The following is a 15901-nucleotide window of genomic DNA, read 5'->3' as shown; positions in this document are numbered from 1 at the left end:
CGCGTGTCTCGACCGCTACGCCCAGCGCAGTGCCGACCGCATCGCGCGGACCGGACGACTGACGCACCAGAACCTCCGACCGGTCCTGCGGGCCTGCGGCGGCCACAAGGTGGGGGAGAACATCGCCTACGGCTATCGCTGGCCCGTCCGGGTCGTCCGGGCGTGGATGAACTCACCAGGCCACCGGGCCAACATCCTGGAACCGCGCTACCGGCGGATCGGGGTCGGCGTCCGGCGGGACCGCCGCGGCATCATCTGGGTGAGCCAGGTCTTCGCCTACCGCCGTTGACGCGAAGGACCGGGATTTCGCCGGCTGGACCCTGTGTCCTAGACTGGGAGAAGCGCTCAGACCGTCTGCTGTTCCCTTCACCAGGAACGCCGGCGTGACGAGTGACTTCGCGTGCCCTTCGCCCAGCAAGGCTGGGATGTGCGGCCCTGGTCCTCCCCACACGGGAGGCGGTCCGCGCAAGGGTGCCAGGGTGTCGGCGCCGCCGGCACGTCAACCAGGATCGGGCGCACCCGTGCGCCCTGGCAAGAAAGAGGAACGCCATGGCCGTCGTGTCCATGCGCCAGCTGCTCGAGAGCGGTGTCCACTTCGGGCACCAGACCCGCCGCTGGAACCCCAAGATGAAGCGCTTCATCCTCACCGAGCGCAACGGCATCTACATCATCGACCTGCAGCAGTCGCTGGCCTACATCGACCGCGCGTACGACTTCGTCAAGACGACCGTCGCCCGCGGCGGCACGATCCTCTTCGTCGGGACCAAGCGTCAGGCGCAGGAGGCCATCACCGAGCAGGCGACCCGCGTCGGCATGCCGTACGTGAACCACCGCTGGCTGGGCGGCATGCTCACCAACTTCCAGACCGTCCACGAGCGGATCAAGCGCCTCAAGGAGCTCGACGAGGTCGACTTCGACGACGTCGCCGGCTCGGGCCGCACCAAGAAGGAGCTCCTGCAGCTCAAGCGCGAGCACGACAAGCTCGACCGCACCCTGGGCGGCATCCGCGACATGAGCCGTACGCCGTCGGCGCTGTGGATCATCGACACCAAGAAGGAGCACCTGGCGGTCGACGAGGCCAAGAAGCTGGGCATCCCGGTCGTCGCGATCCTCGACACCAACTGCGACCCCGACGACGTCGACTACCCGATCCCGGGCAACGACGACGCGATCCGGTCCGTCACGCTGCTCACGCGCGTCGTCGCCGACGCCGTCGGTGACGGCCTGATGTCGCGCGGCGCCGGCAAGGAGTCAGAGGGCACCGAGGCGGCCGCCGCGGGTGCCGTCGCTGCCGACGAGCCGCTGGCGGAGTGGGAGCGCGAGCTCGCACAGGGCACCGACCCTGTCACCACCGAGGCTGCCGAGGCCGAGGTCCAGTCGTCGGCCAGCGCCGACGACACCCCGTCCGAGGTCGTCGAGGAGACGGCTGAGGCCCTCGAGGACAAGCCGGCCGACGCGACCGCCGAGGACGCGACCGTCTCCGACGAGCCGTCCGAGGACAAGCCCGCCGACGACAAGCCCGCCGAGGCCTGAGCGCTCCCGCGACACGTCACCACCACTTCGGCCGGTCTCCGGCCACGGACACAGACGAGAGAGATAGAGATGGCAATCTCTGCAGCAGAGGTGAAGAAGCTCCGCGACGCCACCGGCGCGGGCATGATGGACGCCAAGAAGGCGCTCACCGAGGCCGAGGGCGACTACGACAAGGCCGTCGAGATCCTGCGCGTCCACGGTCAGGCCAAGGCCGACAAGCGTGGCGCCGAGCGCCAGGCGACCGCCGGACTGGTGGCCGCGTCGGGCAACGCGATCGTGGAGCTCAACGCCGAGACCGACTTCGTCGCCAAGAACGAGCAGTTCGTCGCGCTGGCGCAGGAGCTCGCCACGCTGGCCGACGAGACCAAGCCCGCCGACGCGACCGAGTTCGCGTCGACCAAGACCGCTGACGGCTCGACCGTCGCCGAGCGGATCTCGGGCCTCGCCGCGATCATCGGCGAGAAGCTCGAGCTCGGGCGCGTCCAGGTCCTCGAGGGCAAGGGCCGCGTCGCGACCTACCTGCACCGTCGCGCGAGCGACCTTCCGCCGGCCGTCGGCGTGCTCATCGAGTACGAGGGCGACGGCGAGGAGACGGTCGCGCGCAGCGTGGCCATGCAGGTCGCCGCGATGCGCCCGCGCTACCTCACGCGTGAGGACGTCCCGGCGGAGGTCGTCGCCAAGGAGCGCGAGATCGCCGAGGCCGCGGCCCGCGAGGAGGGCAAGCCCGAGCAGGCGATCAGCAAGATCGTCGAGGGCAAGGTCAACGCGTTCTACAAGGACTTCGTGCTCCTCGACCAGCCGTCGGTGACGGAGCAGAAGAAGTCCGTGCGTCAGGTCCTCGACGAGGCCGGCCTGAGCATCACGCGCTTCGCGCACATCGAGATCGGCGCCTGACGCGCTCCGATTTGGCAGGATGATCTGACGACGACGCGCGATACGGAGGCCGGTGTGGTGGACGAGAACGAGACAGTCGACCCGCCGGCCTCCGTGCCGTCCGGGCTGGAGCAGGATGCCCCTCCGGCGGAGCCGGCGCGTCGCGTGCTCCTCAAGCTCTCCGGCGAGGCGTTCGGCGGTGGCAGCCTCGGAGTCGATCCCGACGTCGTCAACACGATCGCGCGCCAGATCGCGGAGGGCGTCGCGGCCGGTGTCGAGGTCGCGATCGTCATCGGGGGCGGCAACTTCTTCCGTGGCGCAGAGCTTCAGCAGCGGGGGATGGACCGGGCGCGTGCCGACTACATGGGCATGCTCGGGATCGTCATGAACTGCCTCGCCCTCCAGGACTTCCTGGAGAAGCGTGACATCGAGACCCGTGTCCAGACCGCCATCACGATGGGCCAGGTCGCGGAGCCGTACATCCCGCGTCGGGCGATCCGCCACCTCGAGAAGGGGCGCGTCGTGATCTTCGGTGCGGGGGCGGGCATGCCCTACTTCTCCACCGACACGGTCTCGGCCCAGCGTGCGCTGGAGATCAAGGCCGACGAGGTGCTGATGGGCAAGAACGGTGTCGACGGCGTCTACACCGCCGACCCCCACAAGGACTCCAGCGCCACCAAGATCGACTCCATCTCGTACACCGAAGCGCTCCAGCGCGGGCTGCGGGTCGCCGACGCGACCGCGTTCGCGCTCTTGATGGAGAACAAGCTGCCGATGCGCGTCTTCGGGATCGAGGGAGACGGCAACATCTCCTCGGTCCTGAGAGGTGAGAAGATCGGCACGCTGGTCTACGCAGACTGATCGACCAGAGACCTCTACGAAGGAGCAGGCCAGTGATTGACGAGACCCTGCGCGACGCTGACTCCAAGATGGACAAGGCCGTCGAGCACGCGCGCGAGGAGTTCGCCGCGATCCGCACCGGGCGTGCGCACCCCGCGATGTTCGCGAAGATCACGGCCGACTACTACGGCACCCCGACACCGATCCAGCAGCTCGCGGGGTTCCAGATCCCCGAGCCGCGGGTCGTCATCGTGAGCCCGTACGACATCGGTGCCAAGACCGCGATCGAGAAGGCCATCCGTGACTCCGACCTCGGCGTCAACCCGACCGACGACGGCAAGGTGCTGCGGCTCGTCCTCCCGCAGCTGACCGAGGAGCGCCGCAAGGAATACATCAAGCTCGCCAAGTCCAAGGCCGAAGAGGGCCGGGTGGCCGTCCGCAACATCCGCCGCAGCGCGAAGCAGGCGATGGACAAGGCGGAGAAGGACGGCGAGATCAGCAAGGACGACGTGACCGGCGGCGAGAAGCGCCTCGACGGGCTCACCAAGAAGCACGTGGACCGCATCGACGAGCTCGTCAAGAACAAGGAGCAGGAGCTGCTCGAGGTCTGATGAGCTCACCAGACGTGCCCGCGGCGCCCCAGCAGCGCGGCGGGCGAGACCTTCCTGCCGCGATCGGGGTCGGTGTCGGCCTCGCGGGCGCCGTCATCATCTCGCTCTTCTTCGTGAAGGCGCTGTTCGTGCTGGTGGTCGTCACCGCGGGCGCGGTGGCGATCTGGGAGCTCTCGTCCGCGCTCGCGAAGGCCGGCATCGCCGTCCCGCTCCCGCCGCTGATGGCCGGCGGTCTGGCGACGCTGGCCGCGGCGTACGTCGGTGGCACGGAGGCGATCGCCATCGGTGCCGCTCTGACGGTGCTCGGCGTGTTCGTCTACCGGATGCCCCGCGGCGCGGACGGGTTCGTGCGCGACACCTCCGCCGCCGTCTTCATCTTCGGGTACGTCCCCGTGCTCGGGTCCTTCGTCGTCCTGATGGCGGCCGAGGACGACGGTGCGTGGCGGATCGTGACCTTCATCGTCGTCACCATCGCCTCCGACATCTTCGGGTACGCCGCGGGCTACAAGCTGGGCAAGCACCCGATGGCTCCCACGATCAGCCCCAAGAAGTCCTGGGAGGGCTTCGCCGGATCGGTGCTGGGGTGCGTGCTCGCCGGCGTGCTGTGCGTGGTGCTCCTCCTCGACGGTCGCTGGTGGGTCGGAGTGCTGCTCGGTCTGGCCGCGGTCGCGATGGCCACGCTCGGCGACCTCTCGGAGTCGATGATCAAGCGCGATGTCGGCATCAAGGACATGAGCGACCTGCTGCCGGGCCACGGAGGCCTCATGGACCGCCTCGACTCGCTGCTGGCGGTCGCGCCGATCTGCTGGCTGGTGCTGCACTTCCTCGTCCCCGTCGCCTGACCGCCGGACGGCGCGCGGGGTTGGTGGCGGATGGGACAATGAACCTGACATGTCTCACGTGAACCCGAACCCGCTCCCGCTCGTCTTCGAGCAGCCCAAGGGACGGGGCAAGCCGCCGCGTCACCTGGCCGACCTCGACCTCGCCGCCCGCAAGGAGGCCGTCGAGGCGCTCGGTCTCCCCGGCTACCGCGCCAAGCAGCTCTCGACGCACTACTTCACCCGGCTGGTCTCCGACCCCGGCGAGATGACCGACCTGCCGGCAGGCATCCGCGACCAGCTCGTCGCCGGTCTCATGCCGCAGCTGATCACGCCCGTCAAGACGCAGACCGCCGACCGGGGCACCACCCGCAAGACGCTCTGGCGGCTCTTCGACGGTGCGCTCGTCGAGTCGGTGCTCATGCGCTACCCCGACCGCGCGACGATCTGTGTGTCGAGCCAGGCCGGGTGCGGGATGGCGTGCCCGTTCTGCGCCACCGGCCAGGGTGGGCTGCAGCGCAACATGTCGACCGGCGAGATCATCGAGCAGGTCGTGGACGGAGCCCGGGCGATGGCTCGTGGCGAGGTCCCCGGTGGGCCTGGCCGGCTGTCGAACGTCGTGTTCATGGGCATGGGCGAGCCGATGGCCAACTACAAGGCCGTGATCGGCGCCGTACGCCGGATGGTCGACGACGGCCCCGAAGGGCTGGGCATGTCGGCCCGCAACATCACGGTCAGCACCGTCGGGCTGGTGCCCCGGATCAAGCAGCTGACGGAGGAGGGCATCCCCGTCACGCTCGCGCTGTCGCTGCACGCCCCCGACGACGAGCTGCGCGACGAGCTCGTCCCGATCAACACCCGCTTCAAGGTCGCGGAGGCGGTCGAGGCAGCGTGGGACTACGCGCGGACGACCAAGCGGCGTGTCTCGATCGAGTACGCCCTGATCAAGGACATCAATGACCAAGCCTGGCGTGCGGACATGCTGGGCGACCTGCTCCGCTCCTACGGGGACTGGGGCTGGGTCCACGTCAACCTGATCCCGCTCAACCCGACCCCGGGCTCGATCTGGACCGCGTCCGAGCCCGAGGACGAGCGGGAGTTCGTCCGCCGGCTCGAGGCCAAGGGCATCTCGACGACGGTCCGTGACACCCGCGGCCAGGAGATCGACGGGGCGTGCGGCCAGCTCGCAGCGGCCGATGCCTGATCCCACCCACCGGCTCAGCCGGGCCGGGCTGCCGGCGGTGCTCGCCACCGACCTCGACGGGACGCTGCTGCGCTCCGACGGCAGCCTGTCGCCCCGTACCCGCGAGGCGATCGCCCGCGCGGAGGAGTCCGGGGTGCCGACGGTCTTCGTGACCGCGAGGCCGCCCCGGTGGTTGGACGCGTTCGCCGACGCGGTCGGAGACGCCACCGGGGGAGTGGCGCTCAGTGCAAACGGCGCGTTCGTCTACCACGTGGCGAGCCGGACCGTCACCGACCACGGCACGATCGCCCCCGGTCTGCTCCGTGACCTCGGGGCGTCGCTGCGGGAGGCGTTGCCCGGTATCGCCTTGGCGGTCGAGCGTGCCGACGGCATGCGCCGCGAGGAGGCCTTCGCCTACGTCCGGGAGTCTCCCGAGGTCGACGACCTCGACGACTGGGACGCCATCGCGTCGCAGCCCGCGGGGAAGCTCCTGGCCAAGCTGGACGGGAGTGATCCCGACGAGTTCCACAGGCGGGTGGCGGCCGTGCTCGACGGACGGGCGGAGCTCGGCTTCTCCGGTGCCGTCGGCCTCGCCGAGATCACCGCGCCGGGTGTCACCAAAGCGAGCGGGCTGGCGGCCTGGTGCGCCGGGAACGGCTTCGACCGTGAGTCGGTCTGGGCCGTCGGAGACATGCCCAACGACCTGCCGATGCTGCGCTGGGCCTCCCGTTCCTTCGCGGTCGCCAACGCCCACCACGACGTCCTCGACACGGTCGACGAGGTGGTGCCGAGCAACGACGACGACGGTGTGGCTGCCATCCTGGACCGGATCTGCGACGAGCACGGCGCGCTGCGCCGTACCCCCTGACCGACAGGAGCACCCGTGATCGACGTGACCCGCGACGGAGTCGTGACCACCGTGGAGCTGCGCCGGCCCGAGCGCCGCAACGCCCTCGACCTCGACACCTGCCACGAGGTGCGTGAGGCGGTCGAGACCGCGGCCGGCGACGGGTCACGAGCAATGCTGATCACCGGCCAGGGCACCAGCTTCTGTGCGGGCGCCGACCTCACGGGCGTGTACGGGTCGGACTTCGTCGACGCCCTGTACGCGATGCTCCGCACCATGACCCGGGTCGAGATCCCGGTCGTCGCCGCGGTCAACGGGCCGGCGATCGGCGCCGGGACTCAGCTCGCCCTCGCGTGCGACCTGCGGGTGGCCGCGCCGACCGCGGTGTTCGGCGTGCCGACCGCGCGCAACGGGATGGCGGTGGACGCGTGGACGATCCGCACGCTGGCGGCAGTGGCCGGTGCCGGCACGGCCAAGGCCCTCATGCTCGGCGCAGACCTGCTCGACGCCGAGACGGCGTACTCGCGCGGGCTCGTCGACCGGCTGGGTGACACCGACGCCGCAGCGGCGTGGGCGCACGAGATCGCGACCTTCGCGCCGCTGACGCTGGCCTACAACAAGCTCGTCCTCAACGGTGACCCCACCGATCCCGAGACCGCGGAGCGCATCGCCCGCGGCTGGGAGGCGTGCTGGGGGAGCGAGGACGTCCGGGAGGCCGCGCTCGCCCGTACGGAGAAGCGCGCTCCGGTGTTCCGGGGGGTGTGATGTCTGCTCAGGTGCTCGTCTTCGACGGCGACTGCGGCTTCTGCTCCTCGTCGGTTCGGTGGTTGCGGCGCTGGGCGCCGTCGCGTCGCGCCCGGATCGTCGCCTGGCAGCAGGCCGACCTCGACGCCCTCGGGCTGACGGCTGTGCAGTGCTCGGCGGCCCTCCAGTGGGTCGACTCCGGGCGTCGGGCCGCTGGGCCCGAGGCTGTCGCCGCCTACCTCCGTACGGCTCGCCCGCCCTGGCCGGTGGTCGGACGCGTGCTCGTGACACGACCGGCGACGGCGTTGGCGTGGCCGGTCTACCGGTGGATCTCCGCACACCGTCACCAGCTTCCGGGCGGCACCCCGCAGTGCGCGCTGCCCACGACCCCGGGCGAGCCGGGAGACGCTCCCGACGGAAGGACGGCCCCATGAGCGGACCTCGCTGGTTCACTCCGCCGAAGGATCCGGCCGACCCCTCGACGGGTCGGCTCAACGCCGTCTACGACGCCCTCGACCACCTGGTCGTCGCGGGAGCCGCCGAGGTGCCCGCCCTGCGAGCGCCGACGGGGACGACCTCGTACGCGGTGCTGCTGGAGCAGGTCGCGGCGATGGGTGGGTTGATGCGCGCTCTGGGCGTGCGTGAACGCGACGCGGTCGCCGTGGCGTCCCTGCCCTCGCCCGAGTCGGTCGTCGCGCTACTCGCTGCCGGTCGGGTCGGAGCGACGGCCTGGGTCGGTGAGCAGCCCGCGCCGTTGATCGAGCGGAGCGACCCCGCGCTCGTGGTCGCCGACGGGGAGCAGATGCCCGTGGTCGCGACCGCCGTCGACGCGCTCGACCCTGCGCGTCCGCGTGCGGTGGTGGTCGTACGCCCGGGGGAGTGGTCTCTTGTCGAGACCCGCGACGTCGCCTGGGACCCCGCGTTGAAGGCCGGGGCCACCGATCCCGCGCCCGTCGTCCCGGTGGCCGGCGGGACCGCGCTGGCCGTGACCGGTGACGGGCACCGGGTGGTGCACGAGCGTGCCGGCCTCGTGACGCCGTACGAGGAGCCGGCCGTCCTCGGGTCGGCGTGGGACGAGGCCACCGTGGTCGCCGTCCTGGCCGGGCTCATGTCCGGTCGGGGGCTCGTGCTGCCCGGCGCCTGACGGGCTACTGCACGCCCCACGCGTAGGTCTGCTTGCGCAGCCGCAGATAGACGAACGTCTCGGTCTGTGTGACCGCCGGGATGGCGCGGATCTTGCTGGTGATGACGTCGAGGAGGTCGTCGTCGCTCTCGCACACGATCTCGGCCAGCACGTCGAACCGGCCGGTCGTGATCACCAGGTAGTCCAGCTCGGGGATGTCCGCAAGCGCGTCGGTCACCGCGAACACGTCTCCGTCGACCCCGATGCCGACCATGGCCTGGCGCGCGAAGCCGAGCTCGAGCGGGTCGGTGACCGCCACGATCTGGATCACGCCGGCGTCGGTGAGCTTCTGGACGCGTTGGCGTACGGCCGCCTCGGAGAGCCCGACCGCCTTGCCGATCGCGGCGTACGACCTCCGGCCGTCCACCTGGAGCTCGGCGATGATGCGCTTGGAGACCTCGTCGAGGACGACACCGTTGGTGGACCTGCGCTCCGTCATGCGCACATCCTGCCCGAGCGCCGGGTCCTCTGCCTCCGCACGTCAGTCGTTTCAGCGTGGAGATTGTCACGCATTCTGGGCAGATCGGCCCCGCTGGCTCGCGATTTCGTTGCGAGACAGTAAACAACTGCGGAATCCCTTGTCCCGGTTGCTCCCGACGTGTGACGATCCCCGCAGGTCGAACGCCACCACGGTGCCCGTGAGGCACCCCGTACGGATCGAGGTCGCGTCACTTGGTGAGGCAGATGAGCCGCCGGACGATGCTCCGGGGCGTAGGAGGAGCCGCGTTCCTCGCCGGGAGCGCCGCCGTGCTGCCGATGTTCGGCACACCTGACCGCCGGCAGGACCCGGCCGACTGCAGGGCACCGGACCGCAGCTCGGACCGTCGTCTGATCGTCTCGAACTGGCCGGAGTACATCGACCAGCCCGACGACGGCTACGTCACCACGATGGACCAGTTCATGAAGGAGACGGGCATCCAGGTCAGCTATACCGCCGACGTCAACGACAACAACGAGTTCTTCGCGAAGGTCGTCAACCAGCTCGGCGCCTGCGAGCCTGTGAACCGCGACATGTTCATGCTCACCGACTGGGCCGCGGCACGGACGATCGAGATGGGGTGGATCCAGCCCCTGGACGCCGCGAAGGTGCCCAACCTCCACAACAACCTCATCTCGTCCCTGCAGGGACTGGGCTGGGATCCGGACCGGACCTACTCGGCACCGTGGCAGGCCGGGTTGACCGGCATCGCGTACAACAAGGCCAAGGTCTCCGAGGTGGGCTCGTTCTCCGACCTCCTGACGCGGCCGGACCTCAAGGGGCGCGTGAGCCTGCTGACCGAGATGCGCGACACCATGGGCTTCCTGCTGCTCAAGAACGGCGCCGACCCAGCCGACTTCAGCGACGACGAGTGGGGCGTCGCGATGGAGGATCTCCGGCGTGCCTCCGACGGCGGGCAGATCCGGGCCTTCACCGGCAACGACTACGTCCAGGACCTCGCGGCGGGCAACATCGTCGCGTGCGAGGCCTGGTCGGGCGACGTCCTCGCGGCGGGCGACCCCAACATCGAGTTCGTCGTGCCCGAGGAGGGCCTGATGATCTGGGCCGACAACATGCTCGTCCCCAACCAGGCCGAGCACCAGGCCAACGCCGAGACGTGGATCGACTACTACTACCGGCCGGACGTGGCCGCCAAGCTCGCGGCGTGGGTCAACTACATCTGCCCCGTGGAGGGCGCCCAGGCCGAGATGGAGAAGATCGATCCCGACATGGCGGCCGACCCGCTGATCTTCCCCGACGACGCGACGCTCGCCATGACCCACTCGTTCATGGCGCTCGACGAGTTCACGATGCGTGAGTACGAAGGAGACTTTGCCGATGTCACTGGTGGCTGACGACGACGCGACGACGCGCGACGACCAGGAGGCGAGCAACCGCGACCTGCGGCTGACGGCCCTCACCAAGTCGTACGGCTCCTTCACCGCGGTGCGGTCGCTGGACCTCGTCGTGCCGCAGGGATCTTTCTTCGCGCTGCTCGGTCCGTCGGGGTGCGGCAAGACCACGACGCTCCGGATGGTCGCGGGTCTGGACACGCCCACCTCGGGGACGATCACCCTGGGCGACCGCGACATCACCTACGACAAGCCGTACAAGCGGCCGGTGAACACCGTCTTCCAGAGCTACGCGCTCTTCCCGCACCTCGACGTCTCCGAGAACGTCGCCTTCGGGCTGAAGCGGCGCGGCGTCAAGGACACCAAGGCGAAGGTCGCCGAGATGCTCGACCTGGTGGAGCTGGGCGGTCAGGGGCACAAGAAGCCCACCCAGCTCTCGGGTGGCCAGCAGCAGCGCGTCGCCCTCGCACGGGCCTTGATCAACAGCCCCGAGGTGCTCCTCCTCGACGAGCCGCTCGGTGCGCTCGACCTCAAGCTGCGACGCGGCATGCAGATCGAGCTCAAGCGGATCCAGACCGAGGTCGGGCGGACCTTCGTCCATGTCACGCACGACCAGGAGGAAGCCATGACCATGGCCGACACGGTCGCGGTGATGAACGCGGGCGTGATCGAGCAGATGGGCCCGCCGGCCGCCCTGTACGACAACCCCCGGACGACCTTCGTGGCGAACTTCCTCGGCCAGTCCAATCTCCTCGCGGGAGAGATCCTCGGCCCGGACGGTGACGCCGTCACGGTGTCGGTCCAGGGCACGACCGTCTCCATCCCGGCCGAGCGCAGCCACGCCGTCGGCGGCAAGGGCTGGGTCGGCATCCGCCCGGAGAAGGTGATGATCGCCGAGGTCGGTGGCGAGATCGACGCACCGGGCAACCGCTTCGCGGGGGGTGTGGTGACCGACGTGAGCTTCGTCGGCGTCAGCACCCAGTACCTCGTCCGCATGCCGTGGGGCCAGGAGCTCATGGTGTTCGAGCAGAACACCGGTCGACGCCCGATCTTCGCGGTCGGGACGCCGGTCGACCTGTCGTGGCGCCCCGAGTACGCGTTCCTGCTCGACGCGAGCCAGGACGCGAAGGCCGGCGTCGAGGACGGGGACGACTGATGACCCACCAGCCGCAGGAGGCGCTGGTCGAGCCCGACGCCGTCGGGCTCGGGTCGTCCGGCGACGACCCGGGGGAGGGGCACGAGACGGTCCGCGGACGCGGCGGCCGGTTCACCGGCTACTGGCTGATGCTCCCGTCGGCGCTCTGGCTGGCGCTGTTCTTCCTCGTGCCGTTCTACTCGCTGATCGCGATGAGCCTGTACGACCCCACAGGGTCGAACCTGACCGGCTACGACATGACGTGGCACGTCGCCAACTACGTCGACACGATCCAGGCCTACTGGCGGCCGCTGCTGCGGTCGTTCTGGTACGCCGCGATGGCGACCGTCGCGTGCCTCGTCCTCGGCTACGTGCTCGCCTACGCGATCGCGTTCAAGGCGGGGCGCTGGAAGAACCTGATGCTGGTCCTCGTCATCGCGCCCTTCTTCACCAGCTTCCTCCTCCGCACGCTGTCGTGGAAGCTGATCCTGGCCGACGAGGGCTGGATCGCCGAGGGACTGCGTACCCTGCAGATCCTCGGCGAGGACGGCCGGCTCCTCGCGACGCCGTTCGCCGTGGTCGCGGGACTCACCTACAACTTCCTCCCCTTCATGGTGCTGCCGCTCTTCGCGAGCCTGGACAAGATCGACAACCGGCTCGTGGAAGCGGCCGGCGACCTGTACGCATCGCCGGCGCGCGCCTTCTTCAAGGTGACGCTGCCGCTGTCGATGCCGGGGGTGGTCGCGGGGACGCTGCTGACGTTCATCCCGGCCGCCGGCGACTTCATCAACGCCGAGCTCCTGGGCAGTCCCAACCAGCGGATGATCGGCAACATCATCCAGAACCTGTTCACCAACCAGGGCGACTATGCCGCCGCCGGCGCGCTGTCGATGACGCTGATGATCGTGATCACGGTCGGCGTCGTGTTCTACATCCGCCGCGCAGGAACGGAGGACCTCGTATGAGTGCGCTGCACAGGCTCGGCCGCTGGGTCGGCGAGCACCTCGTCCTCGCCCTCGGCGTGCTCGTGCTGGTCTACATGTTCGTGCCGGTGGCGATCGTGGGCCTGATGAGCTTCAACGACCAGGCGTCGCGCAACGTCTACCGGTTCGACGGGTTCACGCTGGACAACTGGCTCAACCCGTGCGACCCCTCGGGGATGTGCTCGTCGGTGGTCCGCAGCGTCGAGATCGCGCTGCTCGCGACGGTGGTCGCCACCATCCTCGGGACCCTCGCCGCGTTCGCGCTCGTGCGACACCGGTTCGTCGGTCGCGGCCCGCTCAACACCCTCATCATCCTGCCGATGGCCGCGCCGGAGATCGTGCTCGGGTCGTCGTTGCTCGCGCTGTTCGTCTCGGCCGGGTTCGGCGGCCAGCTGGGGTTCTGGACGATCTTCGTCGCCCACGTGACGTTCTGCCTGTCCTTCGTGATCATCACGGTCCGAGCGCGGTTGTCGGGGCTGGACGACAATCTGGAGCAGGCCGCGATGGATCTCTATGCGACGGAGAACCAGACGTTCTGGCGGGTCACGTTCCCGCTGGTGTTCCCGGGCATCCTGGGCGCGGCCCTGCTGAGCTTCTCGCTGTCCTTCGACGACTTCATCATCACGAACCTCAACGCCGGCCAGACCGTCACGTTCCCGATGTACGTGTGGGGTGCCGCGCAGCGCGGCATCCCGATGCAGGTCAACGTCATCGGCACGGCGATGTTCCTGGTCGCGGTGCTGATCGTGCTCGGCAACGAGGTCGCCCGACGCCGGCAGTCGAAGGTCGCGGCCTAGCCACCTCCGTACGCGGGGGACGTCCGTGAAGCCGAACTACTGCGACCGTTGCCGAGTAAGTCTGAGCCGCAAGCACATGTGGAGACACTTGACAGTTGCCTGCGATCCGGGAACGCCAATGGTGAGGCGTGGAATACCCTCTACGATCCTCACCATCGAAGCTCGCACATCGATCCGTGGTTCGGATAGGAGATCCCATGAGGTCTCGAACGACCAGACCATCCCGCGGCGCACTCGTGGCGACCGGGCTCGCAGCGACGCTCCTCGCAGGCTGCAGTACGACACAGTCAGGGGGAGCGGAGGCAGGGGGAGCGGAGTCAACGGCCGATGGCGTCCCCGCGCCAACAGCTGGGTCCCGTCCCGATGTTGATGAGCGCACATTGACCGGCGACGGAGGCCGCAGCTTCGACTTCGACGTCCGCGAATCTCCCCTCGAGGTCGTGGCGACGTCACCTGTGGTCGTCACGGGCACGATCGCCTCGTGGGAACGGGGAGTCGATGCGTACGACGACGAGGACGCGCAGCGCTGGGCGATCCTCGCCGTCGACGTCGATCAGGCGTACGTGAGGGCGCCGGGCGTTCACGGCGCGAAGGTGTTCGTCCGTGTACTCCGCGGCTACGAGGTCGTCGGACCGGACGGAAGCCCGACCCGCGAGCCGGGTGCCCCGTCCAGCGTCCTCACGGTCGACGAGCTTGAGCAGGCGGCCCCTCCCGGAGTGCGGATCGCCGTCATGGGAACGACCGCGAGTCGAACGCCGCACGCGGACGACCCGACGTGGCGGCACGAGAACGTGAACGCCGGTCTACCTGGAGGGGCCGTCGTCACTCAACCCGACGTTCAGGGCCTCATCCTCGAGGACGAGTCGGGAGACCTTGTCAGTGGAGTGATCGACGACGACCCCGCGACATGGGGCCCTGGCTGGCGACCTTCGGCCGCCGGATCCGCTGCCCGTGGGAGCACGGCGTTCGACTGGTTGACCGCCCAGCTCGACGACGCCACCTGAGGGAGACGGACAGAAGCCGCTGCCCCGGGGTACCTGGGGCAGCGGCTTCCGCGGGTCGTACGGGTCAGAGCAGGTTCTGGCCCTGGGTGATCACGGAGCGCAGGATGCTCTCCATCTCGTCGAAGTGCTCCTGGTCGCAGATCAGCGGCGGTGCCAGCTGCACGACCGGGTCGCCGCGGTCATCGGCGCGGCAGTAGAGCCCGGCGTCGTACAGCGCCTTGGAGAGGAAGCCGCGCAGCAGGCGCTCGGACTCGTCCTCGTTGAAGGTCTCCTTGGTCGCCTTGTCCTTGACCAGCTCGATCCCGTAGAAGAAGCCGTCGCCGCGCACGTCGCCGACGATGTCGAGGTCGAGGAGCTTCTCGAGCGTCGACCGGAAGCCGTCCTCGTTGGCGCGGACGCCCTCGTTGATGCCCTCGCGCTCGAAGATGTCGAGGTTGGCCATCGCGACCGCGGTCGAGACCGGGTGACCACCGAAGGTGTAGCCGTGGAGGAAAGAGGTGTGACCCTTCAGGAACGGCTCCATGAGCCGGTCGGAGGCGATCATCGCGCCGAGCGGTGCGTAGCCGGAGGTGAGGCCCTTGGCGCAGGTGATGATGTCGGGCTGGTAGCCGTAGCGCACCGCGCCGAACATCTCGCCGAGCCGCCCGAACGCGCAGATGACCTCGTCGGAGACGAGCAGGACGTCGTACTCGTCGCAGATCTCGCGGACCCGCTGGAAGTATCCCGGCGGGGGAGGGAAGCAGCCGCCGGCATTCTGGACGGGCTCGAGGAACACCGCCGCGACCGTGTCGGGGCCCTCGAACTCGATCGCCTCGGCGATGCGGTCGGCTGCCCAGCGTCCGAAGGCCTCCGGGTCGTCGCCGTGCTCCGGGGCGCGGTAGATGTTGGTGTTCGGGACGCGGAAGGTGCTCGGCACGAGCGGCTCGAACGGCGCCTTCATGTCGGGGATGCCGGTGATCGACAGGGCGCCCTGCGGGGTGCCGTGGTAGGCGATGTGACGGCTGATCACCTTGTGCTTGGTGGGCTTGCCGGTCAGCTTGTAGTACTGCTTGGCGAGCTTCCAGGCGGACTCGACCGCCTCGCCACCGCCCGTGGTGAAGAAGACACGGTTGAGGTCGCCGGGTGCGTACGAGGCGACGCGCTCGGCCAGCTGGATGGCCGGCGGGTGCGCGTACGACCACAGCGGCATGAACGACAGCTCGCGGGCCTGCTTCGCGGCGGCCTCGGCCAGCTCCTCGCGGCCGTGCCCCACCTGGACGACGAAGAGGCCGGCGAGCCCGTCCAGGTAGCGCTTGCCGGCGGTGTCGAAGAGGTATGCACCCTCCCCCTTCGCGATCACGGGCACGTCGGACGTCTCGTACGTGCTGTGCCGGGTGAAGTGCATCCAGAGGTGGTCCTTGGCGGCGCGTTGGAGGTGCGCGTCGTCCCACTGTTCGCTCATGCACCGAGTATCGCGCAGATTCCGAGGCCAGGCAAAGGTTATCGTCCGTGTCGAGGGTTTACGGATACGAAATCCGAAG

The 15901-nt window shown here is 69.3% G+C and carries 18 protein-coding genes; 16 read left to right on the top strand and 2 right to left on the bottom strand.

From position 1 onward, the window contains the following. The 11 genes from PV363_RS08315 to PV363_RS08265 form a co-directional block, all read left to right on the top strand. A partial coding sequence (locus PV363_RS08315; protein ID WP_301022100.1) for a CAP domain-containing protein occupies window positions 1-289 on the top strand: 289 nt, incomplete at its 5' end. 260 nt (window positions 290-549) lie between these two features. Continuing rightward, the gene (rpsB, locus tag PV363_RS08310; RefSeq protein WP_301022099.1) at window positions 550-1533 is read left to right on the top strand and encodes a 30S ribosomal protein S2; all 984 of its coding nucleotides are present in this window, start codon (window positions 550-552) and stop codon (window positions 1531-1533) included. 69 nt (window positions 1534-1602) lie between these two features. Beyond that, window positions 1603-2427, top strand: coding sequence for a translation elongation factor Ts (gene tsf, locus PV363_RS08305; protein WP_220341298.1), 825 nt, complete (start codon window positions 1603-1605; stop codon window positions 2425-2427). Window positions 2428-2532: 105 nt separating this feature from the next. Then, entirely contained in the window at window positions 2533-3267 is a 735-nt protein-coding gene (gene pyrH / locus PV363_RS08300) for a UMP kinase (protein ID WP_220342465.1), read from the top strand. Window positions 3268-3302: 35 nt separating this feature from the next. Further along, complete coding sequence (gene frr / locus PV363_RS08295) at window positions 3303-3857, top strand: ribosome recycling factor (RefSeq protein ID WP_220342466.1); 555 nt, start codon at window positions 3303-3305, stop codon at window positions 3855-3857. After that, window positions 3857-4699: a phosphatidate cytidylyltransferase gene (locus tag PV363_RS08290; protein ID WP_220341299.1), complete on the top strand. Its 843-nt coding sequence runs from the start codon at window positions 3857-3859 to the stop codon at window positions 4697-4699. Before frr ends, PV363_RS08290 begins: the two co-directional genes overlap by 1 nt. A gap of 49 nt (window positions 4700-4748) precedes the next feature. Further along, window positions 4749-5879: a 23S rRNA (adenine(2503)-C(2))-methyltransferase RlmN gene (gene rlmN, locus PV363_RS08285; protein WP_220341300.1), complete on the top strand. Its 1131-nt coding sequence runs from the start codon at window positions 4749-4751 to the stop codon at window positions 5877-5879. Further along, entirely contained in the window at window positions 5872-6726 is an 855-nt protein-coding gene (locus PV363_RS08280; protein WP_220341301.1) for an HAD family hydrolase, read from the top strand. The genes rlmN and PV363_RS08280 overlap by 8 nt, the downstream gene beginning before the upstream one ends. Window positions 6727-6741: 15 nt before the next feature. Then, window positions 6742-7470 (top strand): enoyl-CoA hydratase, encoded by a 729-nt coding sequence (locus PV363_RS08275; RefSeq protein WP_301022098.1) that lies wholly within the window; start codon window positions 6742-6744, stop codon window positions 7468-7470. Then, window positions 7470-7883 carry a thiol-disulfide oxidoreductase DCC family protein gene (locus PV363_RS08270; protein WP_220346935.1) on the top strand — a complete coding sequence of 138 codons (414 nt, stop codon included), beginning with the start codon at window positions 7470-7472 and terminating at the stop codon, window positions 7881-7883. The genes PV363_RS08275 and PV363_RS08270 overlap by 1 nt, the downstream gene beginning before the upstream one ends. After that, window positions 7880-8593 (top strand): AMP-binding protein, encoded by a 714-nt coding sequence (locus tag PV363_RS08265; RefSeq protein ID WP_220365376.1) that lies wholly within the window; start codon window positions 7880-7882, stop codon window positions 8591-8593. Before PV363_RS08270 ends, PV363_RS08265 begins: the two co-directional genes overlap by 4 nt. Before the next feature lie 4 nt (window positions 8594-8597). Here the strand turns inward: PV363_RS08265 and PV363_RS08260 are convergent, their stop codons facing one another. After that, entirely contained in the window at window positions 8598-9071 is a 474-nt protein-coding gene (locus PV363_RS08260) for an Lrp/AsnC family transcriptional regulator (protein ID WP_220346936.1), read from the bottom strand. Between the two features lie 245 nt (window positions 9072-9316). Between PV363_RS08260 and PV363_RS08255 the strand changes: the two genes are divergently transcribed. The 5 genes from PV363_RS08255 (at window position 9317) to PV363_RS08235 (ending at window position 14381) form a co-directional block, all read left to right on the top strand. Continuing rightward, window positions 9317-10465, top strand: coding sequence for a spermidine/putrescine ABC transporter substrate-binding protein (locus tag PV363_RS08255; protein WP_220365375.1), 1149 nt, complete (start codon window positions 9317-9319; stop codon window positions 10463-10465). Then, window positions 10449-11618 carry an ABC transporter ATP-binding protein gene (locus PV363_RS08250; protein WP_220341307.1) on the top strand — a complete coding sequence of 390 codons (1170 nt, stop codon included), beginning with the start codon at window positions 10449-10451 and terminating at the stop codon, window positions 11616-11618. Before PV363_RS08255 ends, PV363_RS08250 begins: the two co-directional genes overlap by 17 nt. Then, window positions 11618-12562 carry an ABC transporter permease gene (locus PV363_RS08245; RefSeq protein WP_220341308.1) on the top strand — a complete coding sequence of 315 codons (945 nt, stop codon included), beginning with the start codon at window positions 11618-11620 and terminating at the stop codon, window positions 12560-12562. The genes PV363_RS08250 and PV363_RS08245 overlap by 1 nt, the downstream gene beginning before the upstream one ends. Then, window positions 12559-13377: an ABC transporter permease gene (locus tag PV363_RS08240; RefSeq protein ID WP_255561181.1), complete on the top strand. Its 819-nt coding sequence runs from the start codon at window positions 12559-12561 to the stop codon at window positions 13375-13377. Before PV363_RS08245 ends, PV363_RS08240 begins: the two co-directional genes overlap by 4 nt. A gap of 380 nt (window positions 13378-13757) precedes the next feature. Further along, window positions 13758-14381 carry a hypothetical protein gene (locus tag PV363_RS08235; protein WP_301022097.1) on the top strand — a complete coding sequence of 208 codons (624 nt, stop codon included), beginning with the start codon at window positions 13758-13760 and terminating at the stop codon, window positions 14379-14381. Window positions 14382-14445: 64 nt separating this feature from the next. Here PV363_RS08235 and PV363_RS08230 read toward each other — a convergent pair whose 3' ends face one another. Next, window positions 14446-15822: an aspartate aminotransferase family protein gene (locus tag PV363_RS08230; RefSeq protein WP_301022096.1), complete on the bottom strand. Its 1377-nt coding sequence runs from the start codon at window positions 15820-15822 to the stop codon at window positions 14446-14448. Between the last annotated feature and the right edge of the window lie 79 nt (window positions 15823-15901).

The sequence above is a fragment of the Mumia sp. genome (assembly GCF_028803055.1).
Taxonomy (GTDB): domain Bacteria; phylum Actinomycetota; class Actinomycetes; order Propionibacteriales; family Nocardioidaceae; genus Mumia.
The sequence above is the reverse complement of the archived record's forward strand: the minus strand, read 5'-3'. Positions and strand labels throughout refer to the sequence as shown.

What these genes read in the sequence shown, in the direction of transcription:
- rpsB (WP_301022099.1), top strand. Translation starts at nt 550, where the DNA reads ATGGCCGTCGTGTCCATGCGCCAGCTGCTCGAGAGCGGTGTCCACTTC.
- tsf (WP_220341298.1), top strand. Translation starts at nt 1,603, where the DNA reads ATGGCAATCTCTGCAGCAGAGGTGAAGAAGCTCCGCGACGCCACCGGC.
- PV363_RS08290 (WP_220341299.1), top strand. Translation starts at nt 3,857, where the DNA reads ATGAGCTCACCAGACGTGCCCGCGGCGCCCCAGCAGCGCGGCGGGCGA.
- rlmN (WP_220341300.1), top strand. Translation starts at nt 4,749, where the DNA reads ATGTCTCACGTGAACCCGAACCCGCTCCCGCTCGTCTTCGAGCAGCCC.
- PV363_RS08280 (WP_220341301.1), top strand. Translation starts at nt 5,872, where the DNA reads ATGCCTGATCCCACCCACCGGCTCAGCCGGGCCGGGCTGCCGGCGGTG.
- PV363_RS08270 (WP_220346935.1), top strand. Translation starts at nt 7,470, where the DNA reads ATGTCTGCTCAGGTGCTCGTCTTCGACGGCGACTGCGGCTTCTGCTCC.
- PV363_RS08265 (WP_220365376.1), top strand. Translation starts at nt 7,880, where the DNA reads ATGAGCGGACCTCGCTGGTTCACTCCGCCGAAGGATCCGGCCGACCCC.
- PV363_RS08260 (WP_220346936.1), bottom strand. Translation starts at nt 9,071, where the DNA reads ATGACGGAGCGCAGGTCCACCAACGGTGTCGTCCTCGACGAGGTCTCC.
- PV363_RS08255 (WP_220365375.1), top strand. Translation starts at nt 9,317, where the DNA reads ATGAGCCGCCGGACGATGCTCCGGGGCGTAGGAGGAGCCGCGTTCCTC.
- PV363_RS08250 (WP_220341307.1), top strand. Translation starts at nt 10,449, where the DNA reads ATGTCACTGGTGGCTGACGACGACGCGACGACGCGCGACGACCAGGAG.
- PV363_RS08245 (WP_220341308.1), top strand. Translation starts at nt 11,618, where the DNA reads ATGACCCACCAGCCGCAGGAGGCGCTGGTCGAGCCCGACGCCGTCGGG.
- PV363_RS08240 (WP_255561181.1), top strand. Translation starts at nt 12,559, where the DNA reads ATGAGTGCGCTGCACAGGCTCGGCCGCTGGGTCGGCGAGCACCTCGTC.
- PV363_RS08230 (WP_301022096.1), bottom strand. Translation starts at nt 15,822, where the DNA reads ATGAGCGAACAGTGGGACGACGCGCACCTCCAACGCGCCGCCAAGGAC.